Annotated in this window: 7 protein-coding genes, 1 other RNA gene and 1 pseudogene; 2 read left to right on the top strand and 7 right to left on the bottom strand. The window is 64.1% G+C overall.

Annotated elements, in window-relative coordinates:
* From HMPREF0043_RS05860 to HMPREF0043_RS05835, 6 genes and pseudogenes are all read right to left on the bottom strand, one after another.
* A pseudogene (locus tag HMPREF0043_RS05860) lies at positions 1-2,370 on the bottom strand (DISARM system helicase DrmA); the annotation flags it as partial.
* 130 nt (positions 2,371-2,500) lie between these two features.
* Positions 2,501-6,748, bottom strand: a complete 4,248-nt coding sequence (locus HMPREF0043_RS05855) for an Eco57I restriction-modification methylase domain-containing protein (RefSeq protein ID WP_021602033.1) — start codon at positions 6,746-6,748, stop codon at positions 2,501-2,503.
* Positions 6,745-9,891, bottom strand: coding sequence for a DISARM system SNF2-like helicase DrmD (gene drmD, locus HMPREF0043_RS05850; RefSeq protein ID WP_021602032.1), 3,147 nt, complete (start codon positions 9,889-9,891; stop codon positions 6,745-6,747). The genes HMPREF0043_RS05855 and drmD overlap by 4 nt, the downstream gene beginning before the upstream one ends.
* Positions 9,892-10,161: 270 nt before the next feature.
* Positions 10,162-11,940 (bottom strand): DEAD/DEAH box helicase, encoded by a 1,779-nt coding sequence (locus tag HMPREF0043_RS05845; RefSeq protein ID WP_021602030.1) that lies wholly within the window; start codon positions 11,938-11,940, stop codon positions 10,162-10,164.
* Positions 11,937-12,263, bottom strand: a complete 327-nt coding sequence (locus HMPREF0043_RS05840; RefSeq protein WP_021602029.1) for a DUF3039 domain-containing protein — start codon at positions 12,261-12,263, stop codon at positions 11,937-11,939. The genes HMPREF0043_RS05845 and HMPREF0043_RS05840 overlap by 4 nt, the downstream gene beginning before the upstream one ends.
* A 227-nt stretch (positions 12,264-12,490) precedes the next feature.
* Entirely contained in the window at positions 12,491-12,772 is a 282-nt protein-coding gene (locus tag HMPREF0043_RS05835; protein WP_040317966.1) for an HU family DNA-binding protein, read from the bottom strand.
* A gap of 362 nt (positions 12,773-13,134) precedes the next feature.
* Here HMPREF0043_RS05835 and mprF point away from each other — a divergent pair, with 362 nt between their 5' ends.
* Both mprF and HMPREF0043_RS10715 read left to right on the top strand, forming a co-directional pair.
* On the top strand, positions 13,135-15,807 hold the full coding sequence (gene mprF, locus HMPREF0043_RS05830; RefSeq protein ID WP_021602026.1) for a bifunctional lysylphosphatidylglycerol flippase/synthetase MprF: 2,673 nt from the start codon (positions 13,135-13,137) through the stop codon (positions 15,805-15,807).
* Between the two features lie 320 nt (positions 15,808-16,127).
* Complete coding sequence (locus HMPREF0043_RS10715) at positions 16,128-17,501, top strand: MFS transporter (protein ID WP_021602025.1); 1,374 nt, start codon at positions 16,128-16,130, stop codon at positions 17,499-17,501.
* A 210-nt stretch (positions 17,502-17,711) separates the two neighbouring features.
* Here the strand turns inward: HMPREF0043_RS10715 and ssrA are convergent.
* Positions 17,712-18,082, bottom strand: a transfer-messenger RNA (tmRNA) gene (gene ssrA / locus HMPREF0043_RS10710).
* Positions 18,083-18,289: the final 207 nt, after the last annotated feature.

The raw sequence follows: 18,289 nt of genomic DNA, 5'->3' as shown, positions 1-18,289 counted from the left end.
GGCGACCAGGAGGGGGCGGGCGGGCCGGCCGTCGGGGGCGGTCCAAGAGCACATGGTTTCGACGGCGGTCTCGAACAGGCCGACTGTTGTCCCCAAAGCCCCGGTGATGAGGTGGAGCTCGTCCTGGATGACGAGATCCGGAGGCCGCAGCCTGGTGGCGGGGCGGACCGTGGCTGCCGGCAGCTTCCCCTTGGCTTGGTGGCGTCCGTTCTGACCGAGCGTGCAACCGGCATAGTCACTGCTGGAATCACAGCCGGGGTGGGGGACGTAGCCGTGGCGCTCACAACGGCGGGCGACGTGCCCGAACAATGTTGCGGCGTGCCCCTCGCGGGCGAGGCGGGCGAGCTTGTCCACGGTGGCGATGACGAACGCCGGTGCGAGCCGATATATCTCCTCGTCGGTCGTCAGAACCGGAAGGCCGTCGGGCACGTTGCGGTCACCCTCGGAGAAAGGGCACTCGCCGAACGCGTCTGAGCAGCGCAGAATGACGCGGTCGGCGATCCCGGCGGCGGGACCGACGGTGACGTCGGCGTGGGTCAAGGGTCTGCCGCACCAGGGGCAGTGGCCGAGCTGGAGGGCGGAGAAGCGGTGCCCGGCACCGCCGCCGTTTTGCTCGCGCAGGCGCTGGAGCTCCTCGGCGGCCTCGCTCACCCGCTTGGGGGACACGGCGGTGCCGACCCACAGGCCGATGCGGAAGGGCTCCTCGCCCCAGGCAACCGGGTCCTCCCGTCGCGCGAGTTCGGCGGCGCACACGAGGGTGGCAGCGCGCTGGAACTGCTGGGAGGTGAGCAGGCGCAGGGTGTAGCGCATGAGGACGGTGACGCCGGCGCGCCCGTCGATAGGTCCGTCGGGAGTCTCAAGCAGCCCCTGCCTGCGGCGGATGGCGAAGGCGTAGGCGGCAAGCCCCAGGTAGGCCTCGGTTTTTCCGCCGCCGGTGGGGAAGAAGAGGAGCTGGACTGCGGCCAGATCGCCGGAGCGTCGCGGCAGCGCGGGGTCGGTGAGGGCCGGCAGCTGCATGAGGATGAAGGCGAGCTGGAAGACGCGCCAGTGGTGGGGGTAGGCACCGGCAAGGACTCGAGCCTCGGCCTCCTGGTCGCTGATGCCCGGCTCGGCGGCTCGTATAGCGGCCACTTGGGATCGCACGCGCTGGTCGGCCATGACTCGGTTCATGAAGGCGAAGCAGCGCCTGGCTTCGTGATCTGATAGAAGGTGGTTGAGACCCTCGGCGAGCTGGTCGCGGACTTGCCGGGCTTCGATCAGCGCTTCGGCGCCGGTTTCCCGCAGGTGCTCCGGCAAGGCAGCAAGGACGCCCTCCTGCTCCTCCAGCCAGGTCGTGTAGTCCTCCACGATCGGTTCCAGGGCGGTCCTTAGCGGGTCGGAACCGTCCGATCCGAAAGACCTGTCCGCACTTCCCGTCGCTGCAGCGGCCAAGGCTCGCATGTCGAGTATGGCACCCGGCACATCGGCAGCCGCGGTCTGGGGCGTCTCCACGGTGGGCATCCAGGTGGTACGCACCTGAAATGCCCGGCGAGGCTTCGGCTTACCGGGCTCAGGCTTCCGCACACTCCAGTCGGCCGAGCAGGTGCGCCCTACGGCGAACTCGAGGCGATCGCGATACTGGAGCTCGAGGCGAGCCTCCTCCGAGCCGGCATCCGGCCGCGAACCGGGAGGCGGGAGAATGAGAGCGTCGTGGACGGGAAGGAAGACGTCCCGACCGTTGGAATCGACATGGATCTGGGTCTGGAACATCCATGCGTTTACGGGGATCCGGCGGGGTGTGACCTGATCGTTGCACAGGGCGAGCTCGATGAGATAACGCCCGCCGAGCCCGCCGACAGGTGAGGCGTCTAAGTGGGAGTCTACGCGCAGCGTGACGTCGTCTTCGAGCAAATAGTCCTGGGTGCGGCCAGGAGTGAGTTCTGCCAGAGGAAGAGAGACACTCCGATAGTGCGGGATGCGGCGATAGCGGGCAGTCCGGGACTCCCGGCTACCGGCAGCGCCGGATGCCGTGGAGAGACCTGCATCGTCGCGCCCTGCAGGCTCGTAGGTGCCCCAGTTGACGTGGACGGCGACGGCGTCAAGATCGGAGGGCACCTGGAAGCGCAGTCCCATGGAGGCAGGAATCATGAGGCCGCGGCGCACGGGTTCGTCGTCGGCGTCGTCGCCGGAGTCCTCCTCGGCGGCAGCGCTCGCGGTCTCTTCTTCGACGCCGACGACGGGCGCGCCGGTGGACGCCGCAGCTTCGAGGTCGTCGTGCGCGCCGGTCAGCCGCGTGGGTGCGATGCGTCCCAATAGATAACGCTGGTCCGGCGAAGAGAAGAGGATCTCGTCCTCGCCTTCGGCGGGGCCGATGAGCTCGCGTTCAAGCACCTCGACGAGCCCGGCTCGAGCGGAGGCCGAGGTGGCGTCGAGCTCTTGGTCGAAGACGTAGTCCGATCCATCGCCTTTGTGACCCGCTGAGCTCGAAGCCTCACATTCGGAGCGCGGCGGCCTAGACGCATTAGATGTCAAGGGTTTCCTCCTGAATGGGAGTCTTGGCGGCTTTGCGGCCTCGCTTGGCTGGAGAGGAACTCTCAGTCAGAGCCTCGGCGGCGGCTCGACGATGGTTCTCTTTCAGGAGCCGGTCGAGGATCTCCACGCGGGTGGCCGAGGGCACGGTCCAACGGGTCACTTTCCGGTAGCTGTGGAAGCCGTGAGTGAGGTCGAGGTCATCCCAGCCGTATGCGGCGGCCACCGTCTCGTCAAGCTCCACGTGGACGGCGCGCATCCGGTCCACATCCGGGTCGGCACCAGTCTCTAGCCCAGGGTCGTTGACAAGGTTGTAGAGCTTGGTGAGGCCGAGCTCCCGGCGCAGCATAATCTCGCGCCGCTCGGTGTCCAGCGTGCGACCAATGACCTCCAGCTCCGCCGTGGGCTCGGGACGCGGGAAAGTCTCGAAGACATCCGACGGCGTATAGCGAGGATCATTTCGCATGCCTGACCCGTAGGAAATAGCCCAGTACCGATGAATTGAGGATGACAGAACCGCCTGCTGAGCGTAAGAATCAGTCGCAAAGACCCCTAGCATATGACTGAACACCTGACGTGTAGGCACACGAACCGGCATTACCGTCTTACTGACAAGAGCAATCACCAGCACTTCGTCAAGGTCCGCAATCGCTTTCCGCATCGCTGGGCGTTTCTCGCCATATTGCCACCAGCGCTCGGGGAGGGGTCTTCGAAGTACATAGAATCCGTCAGATTTCTTCCGTTGGCGTTCGGGCTTCACACTTTCCAGCAAACGGGAGAATGGGATCACATATTCAGCAGCTTTATTTTCTGTCCAGTCATTGAAATCAACAACCCAACGCGATGAAGAGCAATCGGGGCGGGAGTTGAGGTCCTCTCCATTCAAGTAAGGGAAGAGCACCTCCGCATTGCGAGAGTCCGCTGCGATCCACTCAACAGCTTCTTCCGGATCCAGGATGAAACCCTTGCCAAGCACAATGCACCCTTGGAAGGCAATTTCCTGATTTTCATTGAGTCGCTCAGGTTTCCCCTTCACGCTCCCGGCAGGCTCCAGCAGGGTGCTGATCCGAGGAACCGGCGTATCGTCACAGACCGCCATCACCTGGGGTGAAAGGGTGCCGTGGGTTCCCCACACTGCTGCGAATTCGAGGTTGGCGCTTTGAGACGGCCACGATCGGGATTGGATAGCCCGGGTAATGGTGAAACCGGAATCAACCATCTGATCGAGCCCCACTTCGCGGGTGGCTCCTTGAGCGACGGTGTTCGTCGCCACAAGGCCCAAAGTGCCGTGATCGTTGAGCAGCGAATGAGCACGCAAAAAGAAATAGGCGATGAGGTCGGCACTCCCCCGCTGTCCTCGAGCTAGCACCTGTACAAACCAATCGCGGATATTCGCCCCCATGGCGCCGGTCAGTTTCTGACCGCCCAAAAAGGGCGGATTGCCAATGATCGCGTCAAAACCCCCGCGTTCCATGACCTCCGGCATGGCCAGCGGCCAATGGAGACAGTGCCAGCGCTTATAGTCCGTGCGCACGGTCGGCGTCAGGCCGCGTTCCAGAATCGCCTCGAGCAGGGCATCGTCGCCTGCTCCATCCTCAGGAAAAGCGCGGCCAAGAGTCGCGATCAAATCCCCGTATCCTTGGTTAAGCCGTTTGCCAGGCTTCGCTCCAATCGCCGGATCAAGCCCCACAGCCACCACGGCGTCCGCCACTCGATTCAGGGTTGCCAGGCTTTCGTCATTCTCATGCTGAAGGCGCTGCTTCGTCTTGGCCGATCGCGCTGGATCATTCGCATCAACGACGCTCGCAAGCTCCTCACGACGCCTAGAAACCTCTTCCAAAATAGCGCCTGCATCGAGATCTCTTGTGTATCTCCCGGCGTGATCGAGCTCGAAGGGACGGTTCGTCGCCGCCGCAGGATCGATATGCTGAGCCTTGAGCTGGTCCAGATCGGTGATACCCAACAGCGAATTGCCCACGAAAACCTTGTTATCCACAAAGCTAAAGGGCTTGTCCCGATCCAGGGAGACGAGCCACAGGGAGAGCTTGCACATTTCCACGGCCATCTCGTTGATGTCCACCCCGTAGAGACAGCGGGCCACTACCTGCCGCAGGGCGTCACGCTCGACTTCACCCGGCCGATTGGCGTACTGACCCAGGGTTCCTTCCCGTGTCCATGCTGCGACGAGTTTACGGGCCAAGAAGCGGGCCGCCGCTACAAGGAAGGCCCCCGAGCCGCAAGCGATGTCCGCCACACGCAAACCAAGGATGCGATCGGAGGACACCGGCTGCCACTGGCTGCGATCGTCGGTCTCGTGGGGGCCAGGCGAGTAAACAAGCGGTTCCAAAGCATATTTCACCACCTCCTCGGCCAGAGAGCGGGGCGTGTAGTGGGCGCCAGCGTTCCGCCGTGACGGGGTCTCTGTGACCACGAGACCCCCGCGTTGGATGACCACCGGCCGGCCTCGCAGGTCCTTCCGAATGACCCCGATCCAAGGGCGCAGTTTCCCGCGCAGTTCCTCGTCCCGGGTGACGGCGAGCAGGCCGCGGTCGGCGTCGGGCAGCGCGTCCCCGGCACCGAGATCCTTAGCCAGGGCTTTGGGGGTGGGCGGTTTGGCCCCAGGCTGGTTCTCCTTCAGCCAGGCGACGATTGCCCCGGCAAGGTCGGCGCCGGCGTGCTTTTGGGCGAGCCCTTCCAGGACCGACAATGGGACCTCGGGCTCCTCACCGTCCTTGCCGAGCAGGCCGAGGACCGTCTCCTCAGCTTGCTCGCAGGTGTAGCCGAGCAGGCCCTCGTAGATATAGCCGATCTGCTCCACGTCAATGTCCCGTAAGGACAGGCGCCGGGCCTCCTGGCCCCTGAGGCGGGTTGTCTGAAGGGAGCGCAGCACGTGCAGCATGACCCGGTCGGAGACGGTGAGCAGTAGGGTGCCGCTGGCATCCGTGGCCGTCAGGAAGGGGAATCGTGCCGGATCGAACAGCGAACCGCCGTAGGCGGGGATTCGCATGTCCTCGGCGTTGACGCCGCTGTGCAGGGCCCGGGAGGTCGCCAGCAGCCGGTGCCAGGTCAGGCTCGTGCCGTCCATGGATTCCTCGCCCTCGTCGCGGGCGCGCTCCTCCAGGGCGTCCAAGACCGTGGCCAGGCCGTAACCGCCGGTATAGAGCGATTCGGCGGGCAGGAGCCCGCGCTCCTCGGCGAAGAGGAGGAAGACGCAGCGCATCATGACGGTGACGACCGCCTCGTAGACCTGCCGGGGATCGGCCGCCAGCGGGCCGCTGCCCAGCTCGACGCCCGGCTCAGCGCCCTCCGGGCTCGCCGAGGCCTCGCGCTCGGCGGCGTCGAGGAGGGCGTCGGACAGGGCGGAGACGATGAGCTCGACCGCGCTGCGCACCTGGGTGCCCAGGGCCTCGGTGACCTCCTCCGCTGCCAGGACCGATTCTTCGAAAAGCCTGGGCAGGCGCTGCGCCGCAGTGCCGCCCACCAAGCGGCGCACGCTCAGGAGCTCGCAGAAGGCGTCACAGGTAGCAGGTTCTTCCACCCAGGTCTGGCAGTCCACGACGCCGGAAGCCGTAGCTCCATCCGCCGGGGAGCTCACCATGGCCCACCAGCGCCCGTCGGTGACCACGCCAATGGAGCAGGTCGAGCTCGGGGCTCGCAGCATCGCGGCCATCCGGTCGATGGGGCTCGTGGCCCAGCCATCCTGGCCCACCTCCCGCAGGGAGTTGACCGGATCGGCGACCGATACCAGGGCGCCGATCTGCTCCCCGCGAACGAGCGCTCCCGTCGGAGTCGCCACTACCGCCTCGATGCCGTCAGAGGCGACGCGGTAAGTCTCCGCGAGCGCCGGGCGGTCCTGTGTCATCTCCCAGAAGCCGCCCCAGCCCAGGACCTCGGTGAGCACGGTCTCCACCCAGGCGTCCCGGGCACGGCGGTAAGAGGCCAGGGCGGCAGCGGAGTCCCGCTGCGCGTCCCAGGCGTCCCAAGCGCGGTCGAAGGCCGACTTGGCGGCGCGCAGTACTTCGCGGTGCTCGCGGCTCAGCCCCGGCATGCCCTGCGGGTAGAGGCCGGTGAGGACGGGCACGGAGAGGAAGGGGCCTTCGGTGTCGACCAGTTCCAGCCACGCCCGGTGCTGCTCGGCGGCGCTGCGCCCGCCCGAGGCGCTGTGGCCGGCGCCGCCGGCTCTCCTGCCAGTGGCGCCGGCCCTGGTGCTGCCCTTCGATGCGGGCTTCCTCGGGCTCATGACTGCCTCCCCCAGGTCTCGGCGTCCTCCTCGGCCACGGCCAAGACGAGGGCCACCGAGGAGACGTAGGGCCGAACGTCCTCGTAGCGTGAGCGCACCGCCGCCTCTTCGCGGGTCTCCTCCCCGGCCAAGTCCTCCAAGCGGTCCTCCATGGCGCGGATGTCCCGGGCGCGCTGCTGGCGCTGCTCGCCGGACCACAGGGCCAGCATGGCCTCCTGCTCGCGTTCCTCGGTGCGCAGGCGCTCCAAGGAGTCGGTCAGGTTGTCGCGAAAGGCGGCGAAGATGCCGCGCACTCGGTCGAGATCCGCCTGGCAGCGTTCGTCGAGGCTCTGGTGGACGCCCGCCTGCAGGCTCTGGGCCCGGCGGGCCGTCTCCTCCACGAGGCGGGTGCGCAGGTGTCCGCCGTCGTTCCACAAGGACGCCAGGTGGCGGCGCACCTCGGGACCGGCCAGGCGATAGCTGCCCGGATCGAGGGAGCGGTCCAGGACCTCGTGCAGCGTGTCCTCGGCGATGCGGTGCCCGCGCAGCCGCACGCCGGTGACGAAGACCTGCTCGTGCAGGCGCAGGCCGCCGCGTCCCACCAGCACCAGGCGAGACATGGAGGCCGCGCAGGAATGCTCCAGCCCCGGCAGGACCACGGCCGTCACCCGGTTGACCTCCGAGTGGGGGCTGAACAGGTTGGCCCGCAGGATGCGGGTGGATTTGCGCATGAGCGGGTGGCCCAGGTGGACGTGGACGATGCCGGGGGCGCGCCCGGCATCCTCATCGAAGGTGACCGGCCGCAGCTCGCCGGGGCGCAGCCGGGTGTCCAGGCCGGCCACCGCGTCCTGCCAGGAACGGTTGAGATCCGGAACAGAGAACACGTCTGCGTCGGTGTCCTCGGATCCGACGTTCTCAAGGAGCGGCTGGTGAGTCATGCGCAAAGCCTCGTCCACTACGCGCCTGCCCGCCTCGGGGGTGAGGTGCATCGCGATCTTCCGGTCCTCATAGCCGCGAGCCAGGGCGGTCAACTGCTGGTTGAGCTTGCTGCTTCCGGCTAGGGCGGAATCGATAGCCTTCTCATCATGCCCGCGAGCCGAGACTTTGCGCCGGTTGCGGCCCAGAAAATGCGCAGTGATTTCCTCGTCGATGAGCGGATTGACGGATCCGAGATCCTGCCTTTCGGTGGCGATCTTGTGCGCCAATCGCTCAAGAAAATCCTGGTGCCCGGAGTACAGGCCGTTCCTGCCGTCGGGCTTTAAGTAATAAACTTCGGGGGTCTCGCACTGGCCGTAGCGGTCGATACGCCCGACCCGCTGCTCCAACCGAGAAGGATTGAACGGAACGTCGAAATTAACCAATCGGTGGCAATAGGTTTGAAGATCGATCCCCTCCCCCGCGGCATCGGTGGCCACGAGCACGCGCACATCCTCCTCTGAAGGAGAGTCATTGAATCGTGCTCGAATGTCTTCCCGCTCGTCGGCCGATGTCGAACCGCGAATCACCGCCAAACGCTTGCCATAACCCCTCTGCCGCAACACGGAAACGATCCACTCCAGAGTGTCCGCATACTCGGTGAAGACCACTACCCGTTCGTTCATCCAGGTTTTGCCGTCGGGGCGGCAAACGGCGTCGAGCATGTCCACCAACGCGTTAAGCCGCGAATCTGGCCGGGACTGATAGCCGCTAGCCCAGTCGGCAAGCTCCTCCAGGTCCCTGCGCGTAGCGGCGCTAAGCGGATCCGATCTTCGAGTTGCCAGCAGCGTATCCAACTCCGGTTGGGAGAGGAGGCCCTCCTCTTCGTCGGACTGCCCTGAACCCATGACCTCCGTGTAATAGTCGTCATAGTCACCGAGCCCAACACCTGGCAGCGTCTGGTCGAGGTATCCCTCCAGAGTCTTGGCGAAAGCCCACGGGCTGGAGAGAAAGCGCTTTTTGAGCAGCAGCGCGGCGATGTCGAGGTGGCGGCGCCCCTGCTCTCTACCCGAATCCCGCAGAAGCGCATCGAGCTTGGCGTAAGCTTGCTCCTCATCCGGCGAAGTCTCGTATAGCAGAGGTTGGATCCGACGCTTTTGAAAGTCCCTGTCGGCGATCTGCGACTTCAGGCGGCGCACCGTCACTTCTTTAAGAGCATCCTCGTCGATCCGCGCTCCTCGGGCGAAGCGCCGCGGATCGATCATCTCGAGCAGAGCGGAGAAAGACTCCGTGTACCCGTTGTGGGGTGTGGCGGACAGGAACAGGCGATGCTCGCATTTGTCGGCCAGCCGACGCAGAGCGCGGGTCCTCTGCGAATCGACGGCATAGCCCCGCCCTCCGCCGACAGCCGAAGGAGCCGCCGGGGCAACATGGTGGGCTTCGTCCACGACGAGTACGTCGAACGCGTAGCGTCGGGCGGTCTGGGTCCTCTCGGCGTCCGCGAGGATTTCGCGAAGGAGCCGTTGAGCGCGCACGCCCGGCAGCCAAGCCATGGAGATGATGACGCGCGGGTGGAGTCTGAGGGGATTGGCCGCCAATCCGTAGGTGCGTCGGTCTTCGGCCATGCGCGCGGAGTCCACGATGACGAAGTCCAGGCCGAATTTCTCGCGCATCTCGTCTTGCCACTTCAAGGAAAGGCTCGGCGGGCAGACGATGATGACCGAACGCGCCCGGTGGCGCAGGAGGAGCTCTTCGACCACGAGCCCCGCCTCGATGGTCTTGCCCAGGCCGACGTCGTCGGCCAGCAGGAGGTTGGTGCGCGGGGCTGCGAGCGCACGGCGCAGAGGCTCAAGCTGGTAGGCCTCCAGGGTGGCGCCTGAACGGAAGGGCGACTGGAAGGCCTTGGGGTCGGCTGAGGTGACGGCGCCCCAGCGCACAGCGTCGACGAAGGCGCCCAGGGTGTCGGGGCTGTCGAAGGCTCCAGCCGCGATGTTCTCGGGCAGGCCGCGATCGGGCACCACAGAGTTCCCGACCTCGAGCTCCCAAACCACCCGCAGCTCTTCGCCCATTCGGTCTTCGTCAAGAGATTGGAGCGTGACGACGTGGTCGAGGCGGGGCTGTCCGTCGTCGGCGGAACTGCGTGGAAGCCCTTGTGCGTCGACGTCGGTCACCGCCCAGACAGCGCCTCTGACCTGAACCACCTGGCCGGGCTCCGGGAGGCGAACGCTCCGCGCTGGCTTCACACTCATCGCGACACTCGAATCTGAGGGGTGGGGGAATCCATCGATCTGCTGCTGGGCATCGATTCCGGCAGCCCAAACGCGCAATGCGGATTTCGATAGGGATGAAGAGGATCTCGATATGCGCGAAATCGGTTTCGACGGCAAAACACCTTCGGCAACGCTCCCGTTCAAAGAACGCGAACTTCAAGGAACCCCGCAAAGCCCGCGAAAAGACTGCTCCTTTCCGCATCTTACTCCCGATCTGGGAGCTCTACCTCCTCCCCGCGAACCAAGGCTTCACGTCCGCCCGACGAACCACCGGCGGACGCGGTCGATGCGGGCTTCGATCTGCTCGACGGAGGCCCGGGCCACCTCCGGCCCTCCGCACGCGCGCCGCAGCTCTGAGTGCACGAAGGCGTGCGGCTGACCGGACTTCTGCGCCCACGCCGAGACCAGCGAGGACAGCTCCTTGCGGGCGTCGCGCCGCCGCCTGGCGTCCGAGGCCGGCGGTGCGGGGCGCTGCGCCCGCTTCCTCTCGGACTGCTCTGCCTGGTGCCGGCGCAGCAGGGAGGTCACCTGCTCCGGTTCGAGCAGGCCCGGGATCCCCAGGAAGTCGGCCTCCTCGTCGGATCCGACTTCGGCGCCGAGCCCGAATTCGCCTCCGTCGAAGAGCGCCCGATCGAAGGCCGCATCGGATCCGAGGGCCTCGAAGCCGGGGAAGGCGAGCTGGTCGCTGGCCTGCTCCTGCCTGTTGGCCCGTTCGATCAGATCGTCGTCCAGGCCGTCCTCGCCGCTGCCGGGCCGGTCGATGGCGTGGTCGCGTTCGACCTCCATTCCGGCGGCGAGTTCGAGGATCTGGGGGACGGACGGCAGGAACACCGTCGCGGTCTCGCCGCGCCTGCGCGCCCGGACGAAGCGCCCGATCGCCTGGGCGAAGAACAGTGGGGTCGAAGCCGACGTCGCGTAGACGCCGACGGCGAGCCGGGGCACGTCCACGCCCTCGGAGACCATGCGCACGGCGACCATCCAACGGTCGTCGCCGGCCGAGAATTCGGCGATCCTCTCCGAGGCGCGCGAGTCGTCGGAGAGCACGACGACCGGGTCCCGGCCGGTGATCGCCGCAAGCCGGCGGGCGTAGGCGCGGGCGGCCTTCCGGTCCGTGGCGATGACGAGGCCTCCGGCGTCGGGAACCGTCCGGCGGACGGCGGTCAGGCGTTCGTCGGCGGCGGCGAGCACGGCCGGTATCCACTCGCCCTCCGGGTTGAGGGCCGTGCGCCAAGCCTGGCCCGTCATGTCCTTGGTCAGGGGCTCGCCGAGGGTCGCCTCGACGACGTCGCCCTGCTTGGTCTGCCACCGCATCCGGCCCGAGTAGCTGAGGAACATCACCGGCCTGACGACGCCGTCGCGCAGGGCGCGGGTGTATCCGTACGTGTAGTCGGCGCGCGAACGGCGCACCCCCTCGCCGTCGTCGACATAGTCGACGAAGGGGATCGGGGAGGTGTCGGAGCGGAAGGGCGTTCCGGTCAGCGCCAGCCGCCTGGCCGCCGGTTCGAAGGCGGTCCGGATGCCGTCCCCCCAGGAGAGGGCGTCTCCCCCGTGGTGGATCTCGTCGAGGACCACCAGCGTGTCGCGCCGGCGCGTGCGGTCGCGGTGGAGCCCCGGGTTGGCCGCGACCTGGGCGTAGGTAACGCACACTCCGTCGAAGAAGCTGCCTTCCTCGCCCTGGGCGTTCGTGAAGTCCGGGTCGAGCTTGAGCCCGACGCGAGCGGCCGACTCCGACCACTGGACCTTCAGGTGCTCGGTGGGGCAGACGACCGTGACCCCGTGCACTGCCCCGCGCGAGATGAGTTCGGTGGCCACGCGGAGGGCGAAGGCCGTCTTGCCCGCCCCGGGGGTCGCGACGGCGAGGAAGTCGCGGGGGTCCGCCGCCAGGTAGCCTTGGAGGGCCTCGGCCTGCCAGGCCCTCAGCGAGGAGGCCGTTCCCCACGCCGCCCGCCGCGGGAAGGAGGGCGAGAGCGCCTCGGCTGCATGGACCGAGGCCGATCGCGGCAGGGGGTGGCCGGTGCGGGGGCTCACTTCCCGTTCCCGGGCACGTCCGGCCCGAACGGCCAGCCCGACCCCTGGGAGCCGAGCCGATCCCTGATGGCCTTGCACGTGGGGCACACGGGGAAGCGGTCGGGATTGCGGGACGGCGTCCAGACCTTGCCGCACAGGGCGACGACCGGCCTGCCGAGAACCGCCGACTCGGTGATCTTGTCCTTGCGGACGTAGTGAGCGTATCGCTCCTCGTCGCCCGGATCCCGCTGTTCGCGGACGCGCTCCAGCACGTCGAGGCCGGGGGCGCCCTCGGTTTCCGGCCCGTCGGGGCCTTGAGGAGGCTGGGGAGGCAGTGTGCTCATGGGCTTCAGTCTAGGAGCCGCTCCCCCGCGCCGACCAGGATGTGCGGCGGGGCGTATCCCACACCCGCGCCGAGACTGCGGATCCTCGGCGATGTCCTCGGTGCGGGAGAAACGGCGTATCCCGCACCCGCGCCGGGGCCGCGGGGGCTTGGATTGCGAACGAGCCGGGGCCGGCCCGATCGGCGTCGGAGCCGAGCCCCGGCTGGATCGCACAAGTCGTTGCGACGTCAGTCGGAGACGGCCTTCTTGAGGGCGGAGCCTGCGGTGAGCTTGACGCCGTATCCGGCGGGGATGTGGATCTCTTCGCCCGTACGGGGGTTGCGGCCCTTGCGAGCGGCGCGCTCGGTCCGCTCGACGGCCATGAGCCCCGTGATCTTGACGGCCTCGCCCTTGCCGAGTGAGTCGACGAGGACTTCCTGGAGAGCTGCAAGGGCTTTGTCGGCGTCGGTCTTGGACAGACCGGCCTTTTCAGCGACCTTTGCGATGAGCTCAGTACGGTTAATGGACATTCCCATACCTTTCGTTTCGATTGAGGACCCGGTGCGGGCCGCTACCCAGCAATCTAGCGGATTTCCGCCAGAGCTGGCACATTTCGAAGGGAAAGACGTGGAATTTCATGTGATTTATCGCACCGGTGATCCTCTAGGTCCCCCTGTAGCATGAGAACTGTTCTTTCACGGACGACGGATGCCGCCGCCGGACCTCTCGCGCGTTTGGCCCGCGCGACGTCCGGCCCGCGCTGCGAAACGCGGGAGCCCCGGCAAGCCGGCCACGGATCCGGAACGAAGCCAGTAAGATTGTCCGAGCACTCCCGGCAGGCGACGCCCGTGTGGGCCCGGTCGCGCCCGGACACTTAGAAGACCAGGGGAACATGAAGAGAATCGCCGACTTCGTCAAAGAGCACAAACGCGCCGCAACGTGGATCTTCTACATCCTCATGGCGGTCGGGGTGTTCTTCGTCGCCCGCAACGAGCTCAAGAACGTCTCCGGCCCCCAGATGCGCGAGCTCCTGGCCGCCATCGAGCCGCGCAAGCTGTTCGGCATAGCGCTCCTGGGGGTGCTGGCTTTCACGGCGACGGGGGTGTACGACATCTTCGCCTCGAGACACTTCGGGATCTCCCTCCCCGCGCCGACCGCCTTGAAGATCGGGTGGATCGCCCAGGCCTTCAACAACTTCGCGGGCCTGGGGGGTCTGACGGGCGGAACGATCCGGGCCAGGTACTACACGAAGGCCGGGGCGGACAAGAGCACCTCGCTGAAGATCACCCTCGCGGTGTGGGCGTCCAACCTCATCGGCCTGTTCGTCATGCTGCTGACCACCCTCCCCTTCGCCCTGCGGTACGACAAGGGCCTGTGGATCGTCCCCCTGGCCATGAGCCTCTACGTCCCCCTGTACTTCTTCGGCGGCAAGGTCAAATGGGGCAAGATCGACCTGACGCGCTCGCCCTTCGCCCTGCAGAACTACCGGCAGAAGCTCGAGATGACGGCGGCCTCGCTCCTCGACTGGCTCGTGGCCGGCGTCTACTTCTGGTTCTGCGTCAGGCTCTTCATCCCGGAGGCCAACCTGTGGATGTCGCTCTTCGTCTACTCGACTGCGACCCTCGTCGGCCTCGTCTCGTTCATCCCCGGCGGCCTGGGCACCTTCGACCTGACGTGCATCGCGCTGTTCAGCGCCATGGACTACGAGACCACCCGCCTCTTCCTGTCGATCGTCGTCTACCGCGTGAGCTACTACATCATTCCGTGGCTCATCGCCACGCTCTACGCCGTCGGCGAGCTGCTCGCCCCCAAGTTCGGGTTGAGCGACAGACGCAAGCGCGAAGACTTCTCCATCTCGATCCTGTGGATCGGCACGCTCGTCTCCGGCGTGACCCTGATCCTCTCGGCGATCACGCCGGCCATCTACGAGCGGATCGAGATACTGCGGGAGTTCACCCCGCGCGGGGCGCGCCTGGCCTCCAGCATCACCTCCCTGCTCATCGGGATCATGCTCGTCGTCCTCGCCCGCGGCATCCGGGCGCGGGTCGCCCGCATCTACGGGATCGCCCTCGGGCTGCTCGTCGTCGGCGCTGCGGCCTCGCTCCTGAAGGGGTTCGACTTCGAGGAGGCCATCCTCCTCCTCTTCGTCGCCTGGCTCCTCTTCCTGGCCCGCGACTCCTTCAGCCGGCAGCCGCTCAGGCTGACGTGGAGGTCGTTCGCGGCGTCCTTCATAGCCGTCGTCGGCATTCCCATGGGGATCTTCCTGTGGCGCCTGTACCACGACGAGAAGATCCCCCACCCCTTCCCCCACCGCGGCGAGCCTCCGCGGCACTTCGCCTTCTACGGCGCCATCGTGATACTCATCTCCCTCGGCCTCCTCTTCTCGCGGGGGCGGACGATGGACTTCAGGCCGCCGGGGCCGGCGGACGTGGCGCGCTTCGAAGCCTTCCTGGCCGAACACGGCGGGAACGAATACTCCCACCTCTTCTTCCTGGGGGACAAGCACGTCTTCTACTCCTCGGACGGCAAGGTGGCGCTGCTGTACCGCCCGCACAGGAACAACCTGGTCATCCTGGGCGATCCGATAGGCGAGGAGTCGGCGTTCGAAGAGGCCATCGACGAGTTCGTGACGATGGCCGCCTCCTACCGGATGAACGTCGCCATCTACGAGATCTCGGCCAAATACCTGGCGACGTGCGCCGACCAGGGGTTCACCTTCGTCAAGATCGGCGAGGACGCGATGCTGCGCCTGGCCAACTACTCCAACGTGGGGAACAAGGGGAAGATCTTCCGGCGCATGCGCAACCGGATGGGCGAGAAGGGCACCCACTTCGAGATGGTTGCGCCGCCCTTCACGGAGAAGTTCCTCGCCGAGATCCGCGACGTGTCCGACGCGTGGATCGGCGACCGGGAGGAGATGGGCTTCTCCCTCGGGCGCTTCGACCCCGAATACCTCAGCCGGGCCCCCGTCGCGGTGGTGCGCAACGACGAGCGGGTCGAGGGCTTCGCCTCGATCATGCCCGCCAGCCCGAACGTGGCGTCGGTCGACCTCATGCGCATCCGCCCCGACGCGCCCGGCGGGACGATGGACGGGATCTTCGTCTCGCTCATCGAGTGGGCGAGGGAGAACGGCTACGAGTTCTACAACCTCGGGATGGCCCCCCTCTCCAACACCGGGAACAAGAAGTACTCCAACAGCAAGCAGAAGATCGTCCGCTACATCTACGACTTCGGCAACCGGGCCTACAACTTCAAGGGCCTGCGCTCCTACAAGGAGAAGTTCCGCCCCGAGTGGACCAGCCGGTATCTCGTCTACCGCAGCGGGCGCGTCCTCGTCTCGACCCTGCTGTCCGTCCTGGAGATCATCCACCGCCCCGCCAAGTCGGAGGCGATCGGCGTGCGCCAAGTCCTGTCCGACATACACGTCACGCAGGCGAACCTCCTCAGCTCCGGCCTGGGCGCCCGCAAGCCGCACATGAACTACAAGAGGCCCGACTTCGAAGGCCCCCGCACCTCCGGCCGCGCCGCACGCAAGGGCGGCAAGCGCGAACAGGGCGACGGCTGATCGACGCGGAAGCGGGCGGCGGCCAGTTGGCCGCCCCGCCGTCCAATTCTGACAATAAACTATCCAATTTTGACAACAAACTGCATCGTAAATCATTTCATTTGATGAGAATACACCAGCTATATTAAGTGCATTTAAATTTTATAATTATATATAATTTTCGGTCGCAAAGATTTTTACATTAGCGTATACACATATTCTTCTCCCACAGTTTCGCGAGTAAAGTAACTGTCAGAAGTGCGCAAGATTTGATAGTCTCGTAGTAAGCTTTCAATATTTCAAACACATATTTGACTGCCGACTAGCACAGGAGAATAGTCTTGAGCAAGTTATCGAAAAATTATGTACTCTGGCTCGGTGCATCGACCTCGGATATGCTTAGCCGCTCACTGTGCACAGTTGCTCTGCCCTTTGTTATCGTTGAAATCTCTGGCTCTATCGCCACTGCCGGTGTAGTCAACAGTGTAGGGACGTTCGCTTATCTCGCTGTTATGCTTTTCGGTGGCGTTCTAATAGATCGAATCGATCGCCGCATGGGAATGTATGCGCGTAGCATTTCTGGTGCCGTCTTGTGGTTAGCTTTCGGATTACTTCTGACCTTCAACCTTCTAAAGTTTTGGCAGATTCTTGTTATCATCGTCGCCGTAAAAGTTCTCGACGGTCTTTTCGGAATGGCTGACAATGCGGCGTTACGTTCGATCATACCCGACGACAAAGAATTTACTAAGGCCATTGCCATCAATCAAGGACGAAACGCCGTCATCGAGATCACGGGCGGGCCTATCGGCGGATTTCTCTATACGCTTACTCGCGCACTGCCGTATTACTTTTCTGCAGCTCTTTTATCAACCATGGTCATCTTAACAAGATTAATCAGCACCAATTTAAAAATCTCAAAAACAGCTGAGATGAAATTCAATGCATCTATTTCCCCCATTAGCGATTCTAACTGTTCAAAAAGACGCCTGATGGCCATGCGTCGTGTTTTCACAGATATCCATGAAGCTTTCACTTTCGTCTGGGGCGAACCCATTCTTCGAATTTGCTTTATCGTTACTATGGTCCTCAACACTAGTTTTGCATTCACAAACAACACGGCGTTATATCATCTCATTTTACAGGGCTATACTGCTTTCCAAATCTCCATTTTAGAATCAGCGAGTTCAGTATTCATGATCATCGCATCAATTTTCGCTGGAAAATTCCTTCAACGCTTTCGCTCCGGAAAACTTCTTTTAATGACATTTATTGGCATATTTATTATCGCTTTCCTCGCTACATTCAGCCATACCTACCAAACACTTCTTATATGGTTACCTTTCTATGGACTGGCGTTTCCTTTCACTATTTCTATAATGCAAGGGTATCTGTTTTCCACTACGCCAGTCCATCTCCAAGGACGTGTCAATTCCCTCGCTGGAGTCATCGAACTCGCAATTACCGCTTTCGTTCCCGCCATTGCGAGCAATCTAGTCGCCGCTCATTTTTCCACCTTTTCCTTTGCTTTAGGTTCCATTGCCGCCGCTATAGCAGTTATCGGTCTGCTTTCAAACCGAGGACTGCGAAATCTGGGCAGACCTTCTGAATGGCACACTACTGTAACGAATCCTCCTGAATTGAATTCCACAGATGGCACCACGCTTAGCGATAAAAGCTACGATACATCCGGCGAATTGACAGATAATCAAAATTAGATTATTAAATACAATCAATCTAAAACCATTACCATATTGATATACTAAAATTTAACGACAGTAAGTATTACCTAATTTCTAGGTAATACTTACTGTCGTTTTCATAAGAATGTAGAATCGATATGACTAGTATATAAAGAATAAAAGCCTACGATTATAGAATATGACAATTTCACATAGTGTTCGCTGCCGACTTGGACAACGAGTATTCAGTGGAGATGGCGGGAATCGAACCCGCGTCCGACGATGCTTGCCCAAGTATTCTCCGGGTGCAGTTCGCAGTGCGTTGTTTTCGGCCCCAGCGCTCACGCGAACGAGTCGCTGACGGACCTAGCGGCGTAAGAGTTCCGAGCGGGCCCGCTGCATACCCGTTCGGCAGTGGCTTTCAAAGGCGACGCCAGGTTCTAGGAGGAAAGCACCCCTAGGCTGACGGATTCCGCAGCTCGCTCAGGCGGCGAGGGCGAAATCGGTGCTCTTGTTCTTGGCACCTATTGGTTCGCAGAGAATCGTTAACGAGATGACTCTGCATCCTCGACCCGCTTCCCTTCGGCGCGCATTCGCCGTCGAAACCGATCATCCCCGTATTCACTTCGCGATCCATCCGGCACACGAGGTGCCCGATCAGGCTACCGCACGGAGGGGGGAAAGCCAAGAGCAGGCGGGAAGCGGTTCGCCGTCGGCCGAGCGATCGGGGCCTAGCCGCGGCAGGGCGCTGACCGCCCGGCAGGCATCGAGCCGGTGGGCGGTCAGCGGGAGCGGCGGCGCGCCGCCGCCATGGCGCGCTGGGC

Origin of the sequence: Actinobaculum sp. oral taxon 183 str. F0552, assembly GCF_000466165.1 — a bacterium.
Taxonomy (GTDB): Bacteria; Actinomycetota; Actinomycetes; order Actinomycetales; family Actinomycetaceae; genus Peptidiphaga.
The sequence above is the reverse complement of the archived record's forward strand: the minus strand, read 5'-3'. Positions and strand labels throughout refer to the sequence as shown.